17 protein-coding genes are annotated in these 15,417 nt (G+C 72.0%); 7 read left to right on the top strand and 10 right to left on the bottom strand.

The window, feature by feature from the left end:
* Window positions 1-28: 28 nt before the first annotated feature.
* Entirely contained in the window at window positions 29-1,648 is a 1,620-nt protein-coding gene (locus tag DEJ20_RS03375) for an MFS transporter (RefSeq protein ID WP_181431498.1), read from the bottom strand.
* Window positions 1,649-1,728: 80 nt separating this feature from the next.
* Window positions 1,729-2,460, bottom strand: coding sequence for an alpha/beta fold hydrolase (locus tag DEJ20_RS03370; RefSeq protein ID WP_111235001.1), 732 nt, complete (start codon window positions 2,458-2,460; stop codon window positions 1,729-1,731).
* A gap of 281 nt (window positions 2,461-2,741) precedes the next feature.
* Here DEJ20_RS03370 and DEJ20_RS03365 point away from each other — a divergent pair, with 281 nt between their 5' ends.
* A complete protein-coding gene (locus tag DEJ20_RS03365; RefSeq protein WP_111234925.1) occupies window positions 2,742-3,281 on the top strand; it encodes an MmyB family transcriptional regulator in 540 nt (179 codons plus the stop codon).
* Between the two features lie 33 nt (window positions 3,282-3,314).
* Here DEJ20_RS03365 and DEJ20_RS03360 read toward each other — a convergent pair whose 3' ends face one another.
* Genes DEJ20_RS03360 through DEJ20_RS03345 form a run of 4 tightly spaced genes read right to left on the bottom strand, consistent with a single transcriptional unit; the run spans window position 3,315 to window position 6,245 of the window.
* A complete protein-coding gene (locus tag DEJ20_RS03360; RefSeq protein WP_111234924.1) occupies window positions 3,315-4,172 on the bottom strand; it encodes a helix-turn-helix domain-containing protein in 858 nt (285 codons plus the stop codon).
* A gap of 38 nt (window positions 4,173-4,210) precedes the next feature.
* On the bottom strand, window positions 4,211-5,029 hold the full coding sequence (locus DEJ20_RS03355; RefSeq protein WP_146245391.1) for a helix-turn-helix transcriptional regulator: 819 nt from the start codon (window positions 5,027-5,029) through the stop codon (window positions 4,211-4,213).
* Window positions 5,026-5,673: a signal peptidase I gene (gene lepB, locus DEJ20_RS03350; RefSeq protein ID WP_111234922.1), complete on the bottom strand. Its 648-nt coding sequence runs from the start codon at window positions 5,671-5,673 to the stop codon at window positions 5,026-5,028. Before lepB ends, DEJ20_RS03355 begins: the two co-directional genes overlap by 4 nt.
* Window positions 5,670-6,245, bottom strand: coding sequence for a hypothetical protein (locus DEJ20_RS03345; RefSeq protein ID WP_146245390.1), 576 nt, complete (start codon window positions 6,243-6,245; stop codon window positions 5,670-5,672). Before DEJ20_RS03345 ends, lepB begins: the two co-directional genes overlap by 4 nt.
* A gap of 127 nt (window positions 6,246-6,372) precedes the next feature.
* Here DEJ20_RS03345 and DEJ20_RS03340 point away from each other — a divergent pair, with 127 nt between their 5' ends.
* The 3 genes from DEJ20_RS03340 to DEJ20_RS03330 all read left to right on the top strand — a co-directional run bounded on the left by DEJ20_RS03340 (window position 6,373) and on the right by DEJ20_RS03330 (window position 8,775).
* On the top strand, window positions 6,373-7,158 hold the full coding sequence (locus DEJ20_RS03340; RefSeq protein ID WP_111234920.1) for an SDR family oxidoreductase: 786 nt from the start codon (window positions 6,373-6,375) through the stop codon (window positions 7,156-7,158).
* 68 nt (window positions 7,159-7,226) lie between these two features.
* Window positions 7,227-8,096, top strand: a complete 870-nt coding sequence (locus tag DEJ20_RS03335; RefSeq protein WP_111234919.1) for a VOC family protein — start codon at window positions 7,227-7,229, stop codon at window positions 8,094-8,096.
* A gap of 112 nt (window positions 8,097-8,208) precedes the next feature.
* Window positions 8,209-8,775 carry a GNAT family N-acetyltransferase gene (locus DEJ20_RS03330; RefSeq protein WP_071405850.1) on the top strand — a complete coding sequence of 189 codons (567 nt, stop codon included), beginning with the start codon at window positions 8,209-8,211 and terminating at the stop codon, window positions 8,773-8,775.
* A gap of 76 nt (window positions 8,776-8,851) precedes the next feature.
* On the opposite strand, the gene DEJ20_RS03325 is transcribed toward DEJ20_RS03330, so the two are convergent.
* Together DEJ20_RS03325 and DEJ20_RS03320 are read right to left on the bottom strand one after the other, a co-directional pair.
* Window positions 8,852-10,369 (bottom strand): catalase, encoded by a 1,518-nt coding sequence (locus DEJ20_RS03325; RefSeq protein WP_111234917.1) that lies wholly within the window; start codon window positions 10,367-10,369, stop codon window positions 8,852-8,854.
* Between the two features lie 95 nt (window positions 10,370-10,464).
* Window positions 10,465-10,944: a Fur family transcriptional regulator gene (locus DEJ20_RS03320; RefSeq protein WP_111234916.1), complete on the bottom strand. Its 480-nt coding sequence runs from the start codon at window positions 10,942-10,944 to the stop codon at window positions 10,465-10,467.
* A 261-nt stretch (window positions 10,945-11,205) separates the two neighbouring features.
* Between DEJ20_RS03320 and DEJ20_RS03315 the strand changes: the two genes are divergently transcribed.
* Complete coding sequence (locus tag DEJ20_RS03315) at window positions 11,206-12,027, top strand: cytochrome c oxidase assembly protein (RefSeq protein WP_111234915.1); 822 nt, start codon at window positions 11,206-11,208, stop codon at window positions 12,025-12,027.
* A gap of 95 nt (window positions 12,028-12,122) precedes the next feature.
* Here DEJ20_RS03315 and DEJ20_RS03310 read toward each other — a convergent pair whose 3' ends face one another.
* Both DEJ20_RS03310 and DEJ20_RS03305 read right to left on the bottom strand, forming a co-directional pair.
* A complete protein-coding gene (locus DEJ20_RS03310; RefSeq protein ID WP_111234914.1) occupies window positions 12,123-13,667 on the bottom strand; it encodes a DHA2 family efflux MFS transporter permease subunit in 1,545 nt (514 codons plus the stop codon).
* Window positions 13,664-14,272 (bottom strand): PadR family transcriptional regulator, encoded by a 609-nt coding sequence (locus DEJ20_RS03305; protein ID WP_181431497.1) that lies wholly within the window; start codon window positions 14,270-14,272, stop codon window positions 13,664-13,666. Before DEJ20_RS03305 ends, DEJ20_RS03310 begins: the two co-directional genes overlap by 4 nt.
* A 178-nt stretch (window positions 14,273-14,450) precedes the next feature.
* Between DEJ20_RS03305 and purS the strand changes: the two genes are divergently transcribed.
* Window positions 14,451-14,702: a phosphoribosylformylglycinamidine synthase subunit PurS gene (gene purS, locus DEJ20_RS03300; RefSeq protein ID WP_111234912.1), complete on the top strand. Its 252-nt coding sequence runs from the start codon at window positions 14,451-14,453 to the stop codon at window positions 14,700-14,702.
* Between the two features lie 5 nt (window positions 14,703-14,707).
* Entirely contained in the window at window positions 14,708-15,403 is a 696-nt protein-coding gene (gene purQ, locus DEJ20_RS03295) for a phosphoribosylformylglycinamidine synthase subunit PurQ (RefSeq protein WP_111235000.1), read from the top strand.
* The last annotated feature ends 14 nt before the right edge of the window (window positions 15,404-15,417 follow it).

Here is a 15,417-nt window from a genome sequence, read left to right as displayed (position 1 = left end):
CACCACGACCGGCCGCTGACCCCACCCGTCACCCCGACGACGGACTGCCGACCCCCTCCGCGACCAGGTGCTCGACCCGCGGCTCGCCCGCGACCTCGCGCACCGCCTGCAGGGTCCGCGCGTCGTCCCCGGTCTGCCGGACCTCGTGCTGGTCGACGTGCTCCTGCCACGACCCCACCCGGAACGCCTCGACCCAGGCGTCCGGCCCGGTCGCGGCGTCGCGGTAGAGGTTCCAGTCACGGGCACCGGTCCGCCGACGACTCCGCCCGAGCCGTTCGGCGCGCGCCCGGAACTCGTCGACCGCATCCGCCGGGACCGTCCAGTGCAGCAGCACGAGGGTCTCCCCCGTCGCCGCGCCGTGGTCGTCCGCCACGAACACCTCGTCCCCGAACGGCATCGGCGTCACGGCGCGCTGCCGGTCGGTGAGCACCGGGAACCCGGACACGAGCAGCACTGCGGCGCTGAGCGCGGTGAGGACTCCGGCCCCGGCGAGCACGCCCGTCACGCCGAGTGGCGTGGCGACCGCGCCGGCGAGCGCCGCACCGATCGCGGTGCAACCGAAGAGCACGAGCTGGTAGGCAGCGAGCCCGCGGGTCCGGACCCAGGCGGGCAGGAACGCCTGCACGGTGCCGTTCAGCGTCGTCACCACGGCGATCCAGGCCACCCCTCCGACCAGCAGCGCGACGAGCACGACCGCCAGCACGGGGACGAGGGCGACGACCGTGGTGCAGACGCCGAACACCACCGAGGCGATGCCGACCGTGCGACCGATGCCGAGCCGCGCACGGACCGCCGGCATCAGGAACGCTCCACCGACGGACCCGATGCCGACGGCGGCGAGCAGCAGTCCGTACCCGCCGGAGGACAGGCCGAGCGAGCCGTCGGCGACGAGCGGCAGGAGTGCCCACAGCGCGTTCGCGGGCACCATGAAGACGGCGAGCTGCACGAGCAGCCGGCGGACGACCGCCGCGTGCAGGACGTACCGCAGCCCGGCGCGGGTGGCGTCGATGAACGGTTCGGCCCGCGTCTCGGGGCGCTGGTAGCCGCGCCACGCGACGAGCACCACCAGGAAGAGCGCGAACGACAGCGCATTGGCGGCGAACACGAACGGCACGCCGAGCTGCGCGATGACCACCCCGGCGAGCGCCGGTCCGATCGCCCGGGCGACGTTGACGCCGACGGAGCTGAGCGCCGCGGCGTCGGTGATCGCGGCGCGCGGCACGATCTCGGGCACGAGCGCCTGGTACGCGGGCAGCTGGAGCGCCGAGGCGGTACCGAGCAGGAACGTGACGGTGAGCAGGAGCGCCGGGGTCATGTCGCCGGTCGCGGTGAGCACGGTCATCACGACGCCGACGACCACCTGGAACGCCTGCACGCCGATGAGCAGCCGCCGCCGGTCGACGAACTCGCCGATCACCCCGGCGGGGATCCCGACGAGCAGCACCGGCAGGCTCGACGCGGTCTGCACGAGGGCGACGACGACGGGTGCGGCGTGCTCGTCGACGAGCAGCCACTGCGCGCCGACGGTCTGCATCCAGCTGCCGATGTTGCTCACGAGCACCGCGATCCACAGGGCGCGGAAGACCGGGATCGCGAGCGGCGCCAGGGCGCCGCCGCGGGGTGCTGGGGTGGTGCGTTCCGTGGTCACGTCGCCTCCTGGGGTGGAACGGGGACATCCTGGAGGCGCGGTGTGCGCCGGGCGCACGCCGCGCCTCCAGGGGTGGTCGTTCAGGCGGCGGCGTCGGTCGCGCTGGTCGCGGCGACGGCGCGCTCGATGACTTCGGCGACGTCCTTCGGGTGGGTCTGCATGACGAGGTGCGGGGCGGCGAGCTCGGTCACGTCGGTGATGCCGGCGCGGGTGTAGCCGAAGCGCTCGACCTCGGGGTTGATGGTGTGGTCGTCGGTCGAGACGATCGCCCACGCGGGGGTGGTCTTCCACGCAGCGGCGGAGGCCGGTTCGCCGAAGGCGGCACCGGAGAGCGGGCGCTGCGACACCGCGAGGACCTCGGCGACCCGCGGGTCGACCCCGGCGGCGAAGACCTGCGGGAACGCGTCGATCGCGACGGACACGTCGGTGCCGTCCTCGGCGCCGGCGACCGGGTACGGCGTGTACACCAGGTTCGCGGCGAGGTCGGAGTCCGGGAACCCGCCCTGCAGCTGCCCGAGGCTCTCGCCGACCTCGAGCACGTAGCCGGAGACGTAGACGAGTCCGACGACGTTCTCGGCCTCGCCGGCGACGGTGATCACGGCGCCGCCGTACGAGTGCCCGGCGAGCACGACCGGCCCGTCGACGTGCTCTGCGACGGCACGGATCGAGGCGGCGTCCTCGGCGAGGCTGCGGTTGTAGACCGGCGGGACGAGGACCGTGTGGCCGCGGTCGAGCAGCTCCCGGGTGACGGGCGCCCAGCTGGCGGAGTCGGCGAACGCGCCGTGGACGAGGACGATGGTGGGTGCAGCCATTTGCGGGTCTCCTTCGTGACGAACGTCTGGGGTGGTGCGGGGACCGGGGGTCCCGGCGTCGTCACGCTAGGGCTGGGGGTGCTGCGCCGTCGTGTCCCTGTCGTTGCCCGTCACCCCCGATGACGGCGCGTACCGGCGGCCCCGGGCGCGGCGCGCGTGCCCTCGGACGGTCGGACACACCGTGCCGGGGTCCCCCTGCGAGGCGGAGTCGCCGCGACGGGGTCCCCGCCGGGGCCCCCTTCTCCCCCCTGCTCCACGGCCCGGCCGGTTAGCGTGATCGCATGGAACACGAGGACGGCACGACGACGACGTCGGCCCAGGACTTCGTGGACGCGCTCGCCGAACCGATCGTGGTCTTCGACCGGCACCTGGACGTCGTGGCGGCGAACCGGCTCGCCAGCGCCCTGTCCGCGTCCCTCACCGTCGGCACGAACCTGGCGCGCTTCACCTTCCTGAACCCCTGGGTCGAGGACTCGGTCGACGGCTGGGAGGCCGAGGCGCACCGCACGGCCGCGATGCTCCGGGACTCGCTGGACGAGCACGACGCCGACGACCGGTTCCAGGAGCTCGTGGGCGAGCTGATGGCCAGGAGCACGACGTTCGCGACCGAGTGGGCCGGCGGAGCGGTGCGGCCGGCTCGCCGCGGGGAGTCGACGTTCGAGAACCCGCTGGTGGGCCGGATCGACCTGCGGTGGGAGCAGCTGCGTCGGCTGGAGGACCCCGAACACGTGCTCGTGGTCTGGACGGCGGTGGACGACGAGTCCGCCGCGCGGCTCACGATGCTCCGCGGGCTGCTCGAAGAGGACGCGACGACCGCCTGATCGGCGAGCGCGGCGACCGCGGCGACCGCCTGGCTACCCCACCGCGGTCTCGCCCGCGACCGGCTGCCGACGGGCCGTGCCCTGCTGGACCTGCGCGGCGAGGTACGCGACGGCGGCCGCTGCGGGCGTGCCGGGGTCGGCCCAGAAGGTCACGAGCACGTGCGAGCTGCCCGGGATCGCGAGGTTCTGCCAGCGGAACTCGACCCACCCGATCGGGTCGATCCAGTGCCGCGAGACCCCGGTGCGCTGCACGGCGACGTCGTGCCGTGCCCAGATGCGGGCGAAGTCCGGGTCCTGCAGGGTCAGGGTGCCCACGATCTCCTGCAGCCGGGGGTCCTCGGGTTCGGCGTGCAGCCGGAGTGCGGCGACGACCCGGTGTGCGGTGCGGTCCCAGTCGGCCGCGTGCTGCCGGGACGCCTCGGAGAACATCTGCAGGACGAGGTTCGCGCCCGGCTCCATGTAGCCGGGGCCGAGGGCGCTCGCCAGGGCGTTGGACAGGATGATGTCCTGGTTGCGGTCCATCACGAACGCCGGGGTGTGCGACCACTGTGCCAGCAGCGACCGGACCGAGTCGTCGAGCCCCGGCGGTACGACGCCCTCGGGGCGGCGGCGTTCGGCGTGTGCGAGGCGGCGCAGGTAGTCGACGGCCTCGTGGTCGAGCCGCAGTGCGCGGCCGAGCGCCACGAGCACCTGGTCGGACGGCTGGTGGTCGCGGCCCCGTTCGAGCCGCAGGTAGTACTCGGGGCTGATGCCCGCGAGCCGTGCGACCTCTTCGCGGCGCAGGCCGTCCACTCGTCGTCCGGGCTCGCGGGTGAGACCGACGTCCTCGGGCTGGACGAGCGCCCGACGGGCGCGGAGGTACTGCCCGAGTTCGGACCGTCGCGCATCCACGCGAGCAGGATAGCCGGAATCCGCAAAGAACGCGAGAACTACCGTTCTCCGGGTGTGCCGCTCCGCACGATGGTCTGGTGCGGCTGCTCCCCGAACCGTTCCCGGTAGTACGCCGCGAACCGCCCCAGGTGGGTGAACCGCCACCGCCGCGCGACCTCGCTGACGAGCAGCGCGCGGGAACCCGGCCGCCCCAGCTCCAGGTGCACCCGGTCGAGCCGGACCTCGCGCAGGTACTGCATGGGCGTGACGCCGAGCCGACGGCGGAACAGGTCCTGCAGGCCGCGCTCGCTCAGGTCGCAGGCCGCTGCGACGTCCGCCACCGTCAGCACCCGGTCGGCGTGGTCGTGCACGAAGCCGATCGCACGCCGCATCCGGTCCGCGACGTCCGATCGCGACCGGGCGAAGGTCGACAGGACGACGGTCGCGATCCGCCGGTTCAGGGCCGCACGGTCGTCGGCGGGCAGGGTGGGGTCGAGGATGCGCCCGGAGGCCTCGCGCAGCAGTGCCCGCAGCGGTTCGAGTGCGGGATCGCCCGCGTCCGGCTGCCGGAACACCGAGGACTCTCCCGTGTCGCCCAGCAGCGACGGCGACAGGTGCAGCAGCGTCGTGGCGGTCGCGTCCGTCTCGAAGCCGTACGCGACGGACGCCGAGAGCATCATCGGCCGCTCGGCGCCGACCTGCCAGTGCTCGCCGTCGTCGGCGGTCAGGCTGGCCCGGCCGTCGGCGAGCCAGAACACGACGTGGTCGGGCCGCGGACCGATCGTCCCCGACCGCTTGCCCGGTGTCGCGATCCGGTGGATCGACAGGTCGTCGTCCCCGCCGGTCTCGTAGCCGAAGCCCTCGTCGTCCGCGGTCACGGCGTCGGGACCCGGTCCCACTCGTCGCCGTACCGGGACAGCACCGACCACCGCGAGACGGGCCACGTGGTCACGAAGGCACGCCCCACGACGTCGTCGACCGGCACGGTGCCGTGCACGCGCGAGTCGGCGGAGTCGTAGCGGTTGTCGCCCATCACCCAGATACGTCCCTTCGGCACGGTGATCTCGAAGTCCTTCCCGGCGACACGGTCCGACCCGCGTTCGAGCACGACGTAGGGCTCGTCGACCGCGTGCCCGTTCACCGACAGACGGCCCCGGGCGTCGCAGCAGGACACCGTGTCACCCGGCAACCCGATGACCCGCTTGATCAGGTCGTCGCCCTGGCCCATGCCGAGCCAGCCGCCCGGGTCCTGGAACACCACGACGTCACCACGCTGCAGCGGCACCACCCCGGGCACGAGCTCGTTGACGAGCACCCGGTCCCCGACGAGCAGCGTGTTCTGCATCGATGCCGAGGGGATGTAGAAGGAACGGACCAGGTACGCCTTCACCAGGAAGGACGCCAGCAGCGCCACGACGACGATGATGACGAGGTCGCGCAGGAACCGCAGACCGCCGCGCTTCGGCTCGCTCTCGGCTCCGGGTGCGGAGTGGGGTTCGGCATGAGCGGGCGTGTCGCTCAATGCGTCAGCACCACCTTGACGAGGCCGATCACGAACGCCACCGCGGCCAGCACGATGCCACCCCACAGCCCGAGGAACGTGGGCTGCTTCCCGCTGAACCGCTGCATGAACACGCCCACCAGCCCGATGCGCACGACCAGGATCACGGTCGCCGCGATCTGCGCCCACTCCGCCGGCAGCCACCCGATCCAGGCAGCGGCGTAGAGGACCGCCGGGATCAGCCCGGAGGTCGCGATCGGGTTGGCGTTCCGGACGATCGTCGCGACCGAGTCGCGGCGGGCAGCGCGGTCCTCGGCGGACTCCTCGCCGTCGTCGCCGAGCCCGTGCGCGACCAGGTGCGCGAGCACGTGCGCCAGGTACGTGAGGACCGCGGTCGCCAGGACGGTCGCCACCGCGGCGCCGTGGTGGATCTGCTCCGGGTCCACCGCGATCGCGACGGCGAGCACCGTGATGTTGCCGTAGATGTACGACGACATCCGGTCGCGGACGTGCTCGAGCGGCAGGTCGCGGGGGTCCGGGCGACCGCCGCGGGGTCCGCGCCCCGGTCGGGAGGGCCGTCGTGTGCGTGGCATCCGTCCATCTTGGCCCCCGCGGTCGGCCGTCCGCCGACAGGACACCGGGTGCGATGGTCACGCGGGTGGCCGGTTCCGGCAGACTGGGTGCCGATCGGTGCGACGGAGCGCCGGACAGGAGGCACGCATGACGTCCGCACGACCACTCGCCCTGGTGACCGGGGTGGGCCGCAGAGCCGGCATCGGCGCAGCGCTCGCCACCCGCCTGGCGACCGACGGCTGGGACCTCGCCATCTCGTGGTGGGGCCCCTACGACGACCGCGTGAGCGGCGGGGCGGACCCGGACGGGGTCGAGTCGGTGGTGCAGGAGTGCGGGGCGGCGGGAGCACGGGTGACGCGCCTCCCGGTCGATCTGGAGGACCCGGAGCAGGCGACCGCACTCGTCGGCCGCGCCGAGGCGGAAGCCGGCGCGCCGGTCACCGCCCTCGTCATGTCGCACTGCGAGTCCGTCGACTCCGACTTCCGCACCACCACGGTCGAGTCGTGGGACCGCCACTTCGCCGTGAACGCCCGCGCACCGTTCCTGCTCGTGCAGGCCTACGCGGCCGGGCTCGAGCGCGCCGGGGAAGCCGCACCGCGCGACCGCCGCCGCATCGTGGCGCTGACGAGCGACCACATCGCGTACAACCTGCCGTACGGGGCGTCGAAGGGGGCGCTCGACCGGATCGTGTTCGGCGCCGCGAAGGAGCTCGGCAGCCTCGGCGTCAGCGCCAACGTGGTGAACCCGGGCCCGAACGACACCGGCTGGATGTCCGACGAGGTCAAGGGGTGGGCCATCGAGGGCACTCCGCTCGGCCGGCTCGGACGCCCGTCGGACACCGCCGCGCTCGTCGGGTTCCTCTGCTCGGAGCAGGGGGCCTGGGTGAACGGGCAGCTGCTGACGTCGGACGGCGGGATCTCGAACCGCGCCTGATGCACCGGGCTGGTTGACGCGTCATCGAATTGGTTGACGCGTCAACTAGTCGGGCGCACACTGGGTGCATGCAAAGGCACGAACTGCTCGCCGCCGACACCGGGATGGGCGCCGTCACCCTCCGCGTCGCCGACCTCGACGCGATGATCCGGTACTACCGCGACGGCGTGCGGCTGTCGCTGCTCTCCCACGACGGCGGCGTCGCCGTGCTCGGCCGGGGCCGCACGCCGATCGTGGTCCTCGAGCACGCCCCCGCGATGCGGCACGCCGGCCCCCGCGAGGCCGGGCTGTTCCACACGGCGATCCTGTTCGACACCCGCGCCGACCTGGCCGCCGCGCTCTACTCGGTCGCCACGCAGTACCCGGCGGGCTTCACCGGCAGCGCCGACCACCTGGTGAGCAACGCGTTCTACTTCACCGACCCCGAGGGCAACGGCGTCGAGCTGTACTGGGACCGCGACCGCACCGAGTGGTCGTGGACGCACGGCATGGTCGACATGGACACGAAGTACGTCGACCCGAACGCGTTCCTGCAGTCCCACCTGACGCAGGACGCCCTGGACACTGCCACGGCGCGCCCGGGCAAGGTCGGCCACGTGCACCTGTCCGTCGGCGACGTCGACACCGCGCGCTCCTTCTACGTGGACACCCTCGGCTTCGAGACCACCGCCGGCTTCGGCGAGGCGCTGTTCGTCAGCGCCGGCGGGTACCACCACCACATGGCGATGAACACCTGGAACTCCCGCGGCGCCGGGCGGCGACAGCTCGCACTCGGCCTGGGGCTCGTGCGCATCGAGGTCCCCGCGGCCGACGACCTCGGCGCCCTGACCGAGCGCATGCGCCACGGCGGCGTGGAGCTCGCCGACGACGGCCGGACCGTGGCATTCGACGACCCCTGGGCGAACCGCATCGAGGTGACCACGCCGGGTCGCGGCTGACGCGTCGCGGCACTTCGCGCTGACCGACACCTCACGCGCGCCCGGCCCCGCGAGGTGTCGCCCAGCGCGAAACATCGCCACACCGGCCACCACATCCGTGCAGGATGGACCCGTGACTGACGACATCCGGTGGGAGGTGGTCGAGGAGAGCACGCTGTCGCTCCCCGACCACGAAGCGATCGCAGCGCTGCTCGGGCAGGCCTTCCCCGACTGGTCGCACTGGTACGTGGGCGGCCGGAGCTGGTCCGGCATGCAGCCGGAACGCCGGGTGCTCGCGCACGACGCCGACGGGGTCGTCCTGGCCCACGTCGGCATCCGCCGCATGTACATCTCCGTCGGCGGCGAAGACGTCCTGGTCGGCGACACCGGCCTGGTCGCCGTGTCGCCCCGACTGCAGGGCACCGGCGTCGGCCGCGAGCTGATGACCCGGACCGCGGCGGTCCTCGAGGGACTCCGCGTCCCCTTCGGGTTCCTCGGGGCCGGCGAGGACCGGATCCCCTTCTACGCGAAGCTCGGCTGGCACGAGTTCCCCGAGGCCGTCGGCACCTTCTCGGCGTTCACCGCCGAGGGCGCGGGCGTCAGCAACACCGAGCAGGGCGGCTGGATGGCGCTGCCGGTGGCAGCGCAGCTCGAGGACTGGCCCGCTGGGCCGATCTGGCTGAACGGCCAGCAGGTCTAGACGCAGCGACCGACGGACAGGAGGCCCGGTACCAGCTGGTACCGGGCCTCCCGTCCGTCAGGTCGTCCAGCGGGGCTTACGCCTCGACCGCGACCTTCTCCGGGTCCTCGTTGGAGCCCGGCGCGCTCGGCGCGACCGCGGCGCGCACGCGCGCACCCAGCTCGGCGTCGACGTTCGTCCAGTAGGCGAACACGCGCTCGCGCAGGTCGTCGCGCGTCACCTTCGAGACGTGACCGGCGATGTTGCCGACCAGGCGCTCGCGGGCGGCGTCGTCCAGGACCTCACGGACGAGCGTGCCGGCCTGGCCGAAGTCGTCGTCCTCCGGGTGCAGGGTCGCGGCGGAACGCTGCAGCGCACCGTCGGACTCCCAGCCCGGGGCGTCGTCGGTCGCGTTCGGGTCGGCGTGCGCACCACCGAGCGAGTTCGGCGCGTACACCGGCACCTCGGACTTCTGGAAGTCGAAGCGCATGCCGCCGTCCTTGGAGTACGAGTGGACCTCGTTCTTCGGGGCGTTCACCGGCAGCTGCGCGTGGTTCGTGCCGACGCGGTAGCGGTGCGCGTCCGCGTAGCTGAAGATGCGCGCCAGGAGCATCTTGTCGGGGCTCGCCGCGATGCCGGGCACGAAGTTCGAGGGGGCGAAGGTCGCCTGCTCGATCTGCGCGAAGTAGTTCTCCGGGTTGCGGTTGAGCTCCATCGTGCCGACCTCGATGAGCGGGTAGTCCGCGTGCGGCCACACCTTCGTCAGGTCGAACGGGTTGAAGCGGTAGGTCGCGGCGTCCTCGTACGGCATGACCTGCACCTTGAGGGTCCAGCGCGGGAAGTCCTGACGCTCGATCGCGGCGTGCAGGTCACGGATGTGGAAGTCCGCGTCCTCACCGGCGATGCGGTCGGCGTCCTCCTGCGTCAGGGTCTTGTGGCCCTGCTCGGTGACGAAGTGGTACTTCACCCAGAAGCGCTCGCCCTCGGCGTTGATCCACTGGTAGGTGTGCGAGCCGAAGCCGTCCATCTCGCGCCAGCTCGCCGGCAGGCCGCGGTCGCCCATCAGCCACGTGACCTGGTGCGCCGACTCGGGCGACAGAGTCCAGAAGTCCCACTGCATGTCGTGGTCGCGCAGGTGCGAACCCGGCAGGCGCTTCTGCGAGCGGATGAAGTCGGGGAACTTGATGCCGTCGCGGATGAAGAACACCGGGGTGTTGTTGCCGACGAGGTCGTAGTTGCCCTCGGACGTGTAGAACTTCAGCGCGAAGCCGCGGGGGTCGCGCCAGGTGTCCGGGGAACCCTGCTCACCGGCGACGCTCGAGAACCGGGCGAGCATCTCCGTGGTCTGCCCGGGCTGCAGGAACGCGGCACGGGTGAAGCGCGAGACGTCCTGCGTGACGGTGAAGGTACCGAAGGCGCCGCCACCCTTGGCGTGCACGACCCGCTCCGGGACACGCTCGCGGTTGAACTGGGCGAGCTTCTCGACCAGGTAGTGGTCGTGCAGCGCGAGGGGGCCGTCGGCCCCGACGCCCATCGAGTGCTCGTCGCTCGAGACGGGGGCGCCGCTGTTGGTCGTGGTGGTCGGGGTGCCGGTCGGCGTGTTCTGGTCGGACACGGTTCCTCCTGGAGGTGGGACGTTGGTTCGGTCAGGGGTGCTCGGGTGGTTCGGGGTCCGGCGCGTCGTGCGGCCGGTGCGGTGGGCTGCCGCCGTCAGGCGGGCGTGGGGGCGACGTCTGGGTCGTCGCGCTCCGCGTCGTCGTGCTCCGCGCCGTCGCGCTCTGCCGCTGCGCAGCGTTCGCAGATGCCCCAGTAGGTGACCTCGGCGGTGGTGACCGCGAAGCCGTGGGTCTCGGACGGCGTCAGGCACGGCGAGTGGCCGACCGCGCAGTCGACGTCCTCGATCGCGCCGCACAGGGTGCAGACGATGTGGTGGTGGTTGTCACCGGTGCGGCGCTCGTACCGTGCAGGGCTGCCGGCCGGTTCGATGCGGCGGACGAGCCCGACGCCGGTCAGGGCGTTCAGCACGCCGTAGACGGCCTGGTGACTGGTGGTCGGCAGCTCCACGGCGAGCGCGGTGACGATGTCGTCCGCGGTGGCGTGCGGCATCGAGTCCGTCGCGCGGAGCACCGCGAGTCGTGGGGTCGTGACCCGGAGCCCCGAGGAACGGAGCAGATCGGCGTCGGCGTCCATGCTGAGCCTTTCTTTTGCAGGAATCAAGACAACGCGTTCACTGTACACGAGCTTCTGCTGCCGGCCGGCGATGCCTCCGCTGTCGCCCGGATCTGAACCGGTTCTCACCGTCGCGGGCCACGACGGACCCCCGGCGGACGCCGGGCGGACGGAGGATGGCTCCGGCGGCGCGAAGGACGAGTCCGCCTGATCCCCAGGAGGCTCCCCACGCCGTCGACACCCGAGTTCTGGAGCACCTGGCGCTTCGACCCCCTGGCGGCGGTGCTCCTCGTCGTCGCCGCGGTCGCCTACGGCCGGTGGGTCGTCGGCGCGGCGCGACGGGGTGCCCGCTGGCCGTGGTGGCGCACGCTCGCCTTCGCCACGGCGCTCGTGCTGTTCGGCGTCCTGCAGTTCGGCATCGTCGGCATCGACGACGAGCGGTTGCGCTGGGCGTTCGTCCTGCGGGCTGCCCTGCTGTTCTTCGCGGTCCCCACCTTCGCCGCGCTCGGTGCGCCCGTCGCACTGCTCCGGATCGGAGGCCCGGCTCGCCTCGCGCAGGTCGCCGACGCGGTCATGGGGTCACGTCCGGTGCGCCTGCTCGGCAACGCGATCGTCGCGCCGCTGGTCGCGCTCGCGCTGTTCGCCGTCCTGCTCACCCCGTTCTCGGCGGTGATCCGGGAGTCCCCCGCATGGGCCGCTGTCATCACCGTGGCCGTGCCGGCGCTCGGGTTCGGCCTGCTCGCGCCGCTGTCCGAGGTCGGCGTGCTCGTCTCGTCGACGTTCGCCACGGCCGAGTTCCTGCTCGCGTTCGTCGAGCTCGTCGTCGACGCGGTGCCCGGCATCGTGCTGCGGATCACGAACCACGTGCTCGACGGGTCACTCGTGCCGGTCGTCGGGCGGGCCTGGTACCCGTCGCCGCTGCAGGACCAGCACCTGGCGGGCGACCTGCTGTGGTTCATCGCCGAGGTGGCGGACATCCCCGTGCTCGTCGCCCTGTTCATCCGGTGGCAGCGGACCGACCGCCGCGAGGCCCGGGCCGTCGACGCCCTGACCGACGAGCAGATGGACGAGCTCACCCGAGCGCACCTGCAGCGCCACAGTTGACGGCCGGGGGTGTACCTCGTCCCACTTCGTGAGCAGCAATGGTCGGGTGCCCGAAGGCGACCCGACCATTCCTGCTCACGAAGTGCGCTCGTGCCCTACTTCGACGGGGCCCCCGCGGGCTCGGCGTCGGGCTGCGTGGTCACCGAGCCGGTCTGCTGCCACGCAACGGTCTGCTTCGGCTTCGCCAGGAACAGCGCCGCGACGATGGCCACGACGAGCACGATCGCCGGCAGGTAGAGCGACTCACCCATGGCCTTGGAGAACGGCTCGAGCAGGAAGCCCGGCAGCGCGCCGACCTGCTGCTCGGCACCACCGGCCGAGGCCCCACCGGACGACGCCGGGAAGTTCGCGGTGATCCGGGCCTCCATCAGGGCGGCGATGCCGGCGGAACCGAGCACCGCACCGATCTGGCGCGTGGTGTTGTAGACGCCCGAGCCGGCACCGGCCAGCTTCGGCGGCAGGTTGCGCGTCGCCGAGACGGACAGCGGTCCCCACATGCAGGCGTTGGCGAGACCGAGGAGCGCGCTCGGCAGGAGCACCCAGCCCCACTCGGCACCGCTCGACAGCAGGGCGCCGAACCAGAACAGGCCGACGGAGAAGCAGGCGAGCCCGAACGAGGCGACCCAGCGCGGGTTCCAGCGGTTCAGGTTCTTGCCGACGATCGGCGCGAGCGCGGCGGACAGCACGGCCTGCGGCACGAGGAGCAGTGCGGCCTGGGTCGGCGAGAAGCGCAGGACGTCCTGGGCCCACAGCATGATCGGCAGCGCGAACGAGGCGATCGCGACACCGACGGCCGTGATGGCGACGTTGGCCAGCGTGAAGTTGCGGTCCGTGAACAGGCCGAGCGGCAGCAGCGGCTCGCCCTTCTGCACGCCCTGCCAGACGACGAAGCCGGCGAGCACCACGAGACCGACGATGATGAGCGACCACACCGAGATCGGGCCGGCGATGACGCCCCAGTCGTAGGTCTCGCCCTCCTGGATGCCGAAGACGAGCAGGAACAGGCCCGCTGCCGACAGGAAGATGCCGAGGTAGTCGAAGCGGTGTCCGTGACGCTCGAACGACGGCACGAAGCGCTGCGCGAGCACGAACGCCACGACACCGACGGGGACGTTCACGAAGAAGATCCACTCCCAGCCGAAGCCGTCGACGAGCAGGCCGCCCACGATCGGGCCGACGAGCGACGCGACACCGGCGACGGCGCCCCAGAGGCCCATGGCCGCGCCGCGGTTCTGCGGCGGGAAGATGCGCGTGATGACCGACATGGTCTGCGGGCTCATCATGGCGGCGCCGAGGCCCTGCACGACGCGGGCGACGATCAGCACCTCGATCGAGCCGGCCAGGCCGCACCACAGGCTGGCGAGCGTGAAGACCACGAGGCCGATCTGGTACATGACCTTCGGGCCGAAGCGGTCACCGAGCCGGCCGGTGATGAGCAGCGGCACGGCGTAGGCGAGCAGGTAGGCGCTCGTCACCCAGATAACGGAGTTGATGTCCGCGTCGAGCTTCTGGGCGATGGTGGGGGTGGCGACGGACACGATGGTCGAGTCGACGAGGATCATGAAGAACCCGACGACGAGTGCCCACAGGGCAGGCCACGGCTTCTTCTCGGTCGTCCGCGGAGGCGTGACGGTGGTCATCGAGTGGTTTCCTTGCTGTTCGTGGTGGTGTCTGCGGACGCGGCGGTGGCGTCCCAGGAGATGTGGCCGGCGGCGATCCGGTCGGCCGTGGCGGCGAGCCACTCGATCTGCGTCGTGAGGATGGCACGCACGTACGACACGTCGAGCCAGTACCGCTCGGGCAGGTCCTTGGCACGGACGACCCCGAGGATCTCGTCCGCCTCGTCGCGCTGGGCCCGGAGTGCGACGGCCCGTGCCCGGAGGGCGGACTCGGCCTCGTCGACCGACAGGTTCTCGATCTCGGCGACGGCCAGGTGGAAGACGGGGTACTCCTCGGCCGGTTCGGCGATCAGCCGGACGAGCCCGTCGTGCAGGGCCGTCCACCCGTCGTCGGTGATGGCGTAGGTGGTGCGTTCCGGACGGTTGCCCGCCCGGTCGGTGCCGACGACCTCGGCGAGGCCGAACTCCACCAGGCGGCCGACCTGGTGGTACAGGGTGCCGGGCCGGACCTTGACGTTCCGGCCGTCCCGTCGGTGCGTCATCGTCTGGAACATCTCGTAGGGATGCGTCGGCCCCTCGGCCAGGAGCCCGAGCGCGGCGAACGCGAGTGGCGTGAGCGACGGCACACGTGCCTCCAGTCCGCTTGTTCGTTGTTGACTATTCGAAGTGGAATATACGCGTTGGAACAGGCATGAGCAACCGCACAGCAAGGGCCGGTCTGGAGGCCCGTGGCCGTCCCGGCGTGTCGCGCGCGCCCCGTAGACTGGTCGCGTCCCCCCACCCCTGAAGTGCTGGAGAGAACACGTGCCAACGATCGTCGTCGAGGTCATGCCCAAGGCCGAGATCCTCGACCCCCAGGGGAAGGCCGTGGGCAACGCCCTGGCCCACCTCGGCAAGGCCGACCTGACCAACGTCCGCATCGGCAAGCGCTTCGAGGTGACCGTCGACGGCCCCGTCGACGACGCCAAGCTCGCCGAGGTCCGCGACATCGCAGCCGACGTCTTCTCGAACGCGGTCATCGAGGACGTCGTGTCCGTGACCGTGGAAGGCCAGTGACCCGGATGCGCATCGGCGTCATCACGTTCCCCGGCTCGCTCGACGACCGCGACGCCCAGCGCGCCGTCCGTCTCGCCGGCGCCGACCCCGTCGCCCTGTGGCACGGCGACCACGACCTGCAGGGCGTCGACGCCATCGTGCTGCCCGGTGGGTTCTCGTACGGCGACTACCTCCGTGCCGGCGCGATCGCCGCGAAGGCCCCGATCATGGCCGAGGTCATCGACGCCGCCGGCAAGGGCATGCCCGTGCTCGGCATCTGCAACGGTTTCCAGATGCTGGCCGAGGCCCGTCTGGTTCCCGGCGCGCACACCCGCAACGCGCACCAGCAGTTCATCCGCCGCGACCAGAAGCTCCGCGTCGAGACCACCGCGACCGCCTGGACCTCCGGCTTCAGCTCCCAGCAGGAGATCACCATCCCGCTGAAGAACGCCGACGGCCGCTTCGTCGCGGACGCCGACACCATCAAGCGCATCGAGGACAACGGCCAGGTCGTGTTCCGCTACGTCGGTGTGAACCCGAACGGCTCCATCGACGACATCGCCGGCGTCTCGAACGAGCGCGGCAACGTCGTCGGCCTGATGCCGCACCCCGAGCACGCGACCGAGGCCGGCTTCGGCCCGGACACCCCCGCTGCGATGGCCTCGGGCACCGACGGCCTGACCTTCTTCACCTCCGTGATCGAGCACGCGCTCGTCAAGTGACAGGGAACAACGAC

Source organism: Curtobacterium sp. MCSS17_005 (assembly GCF_003234225.2).
GTDB classification, from domain to species: domain Bacteria; phylum Actinomycetota; class Actinomycetes; order Actinomycetales; family Microbacteriaceae; genus Curtobacterium; species Curtobacterium flaccumfaciens.
This window is presented reverse-complemented; position numbering and strand designations above follow the sequence as displayed.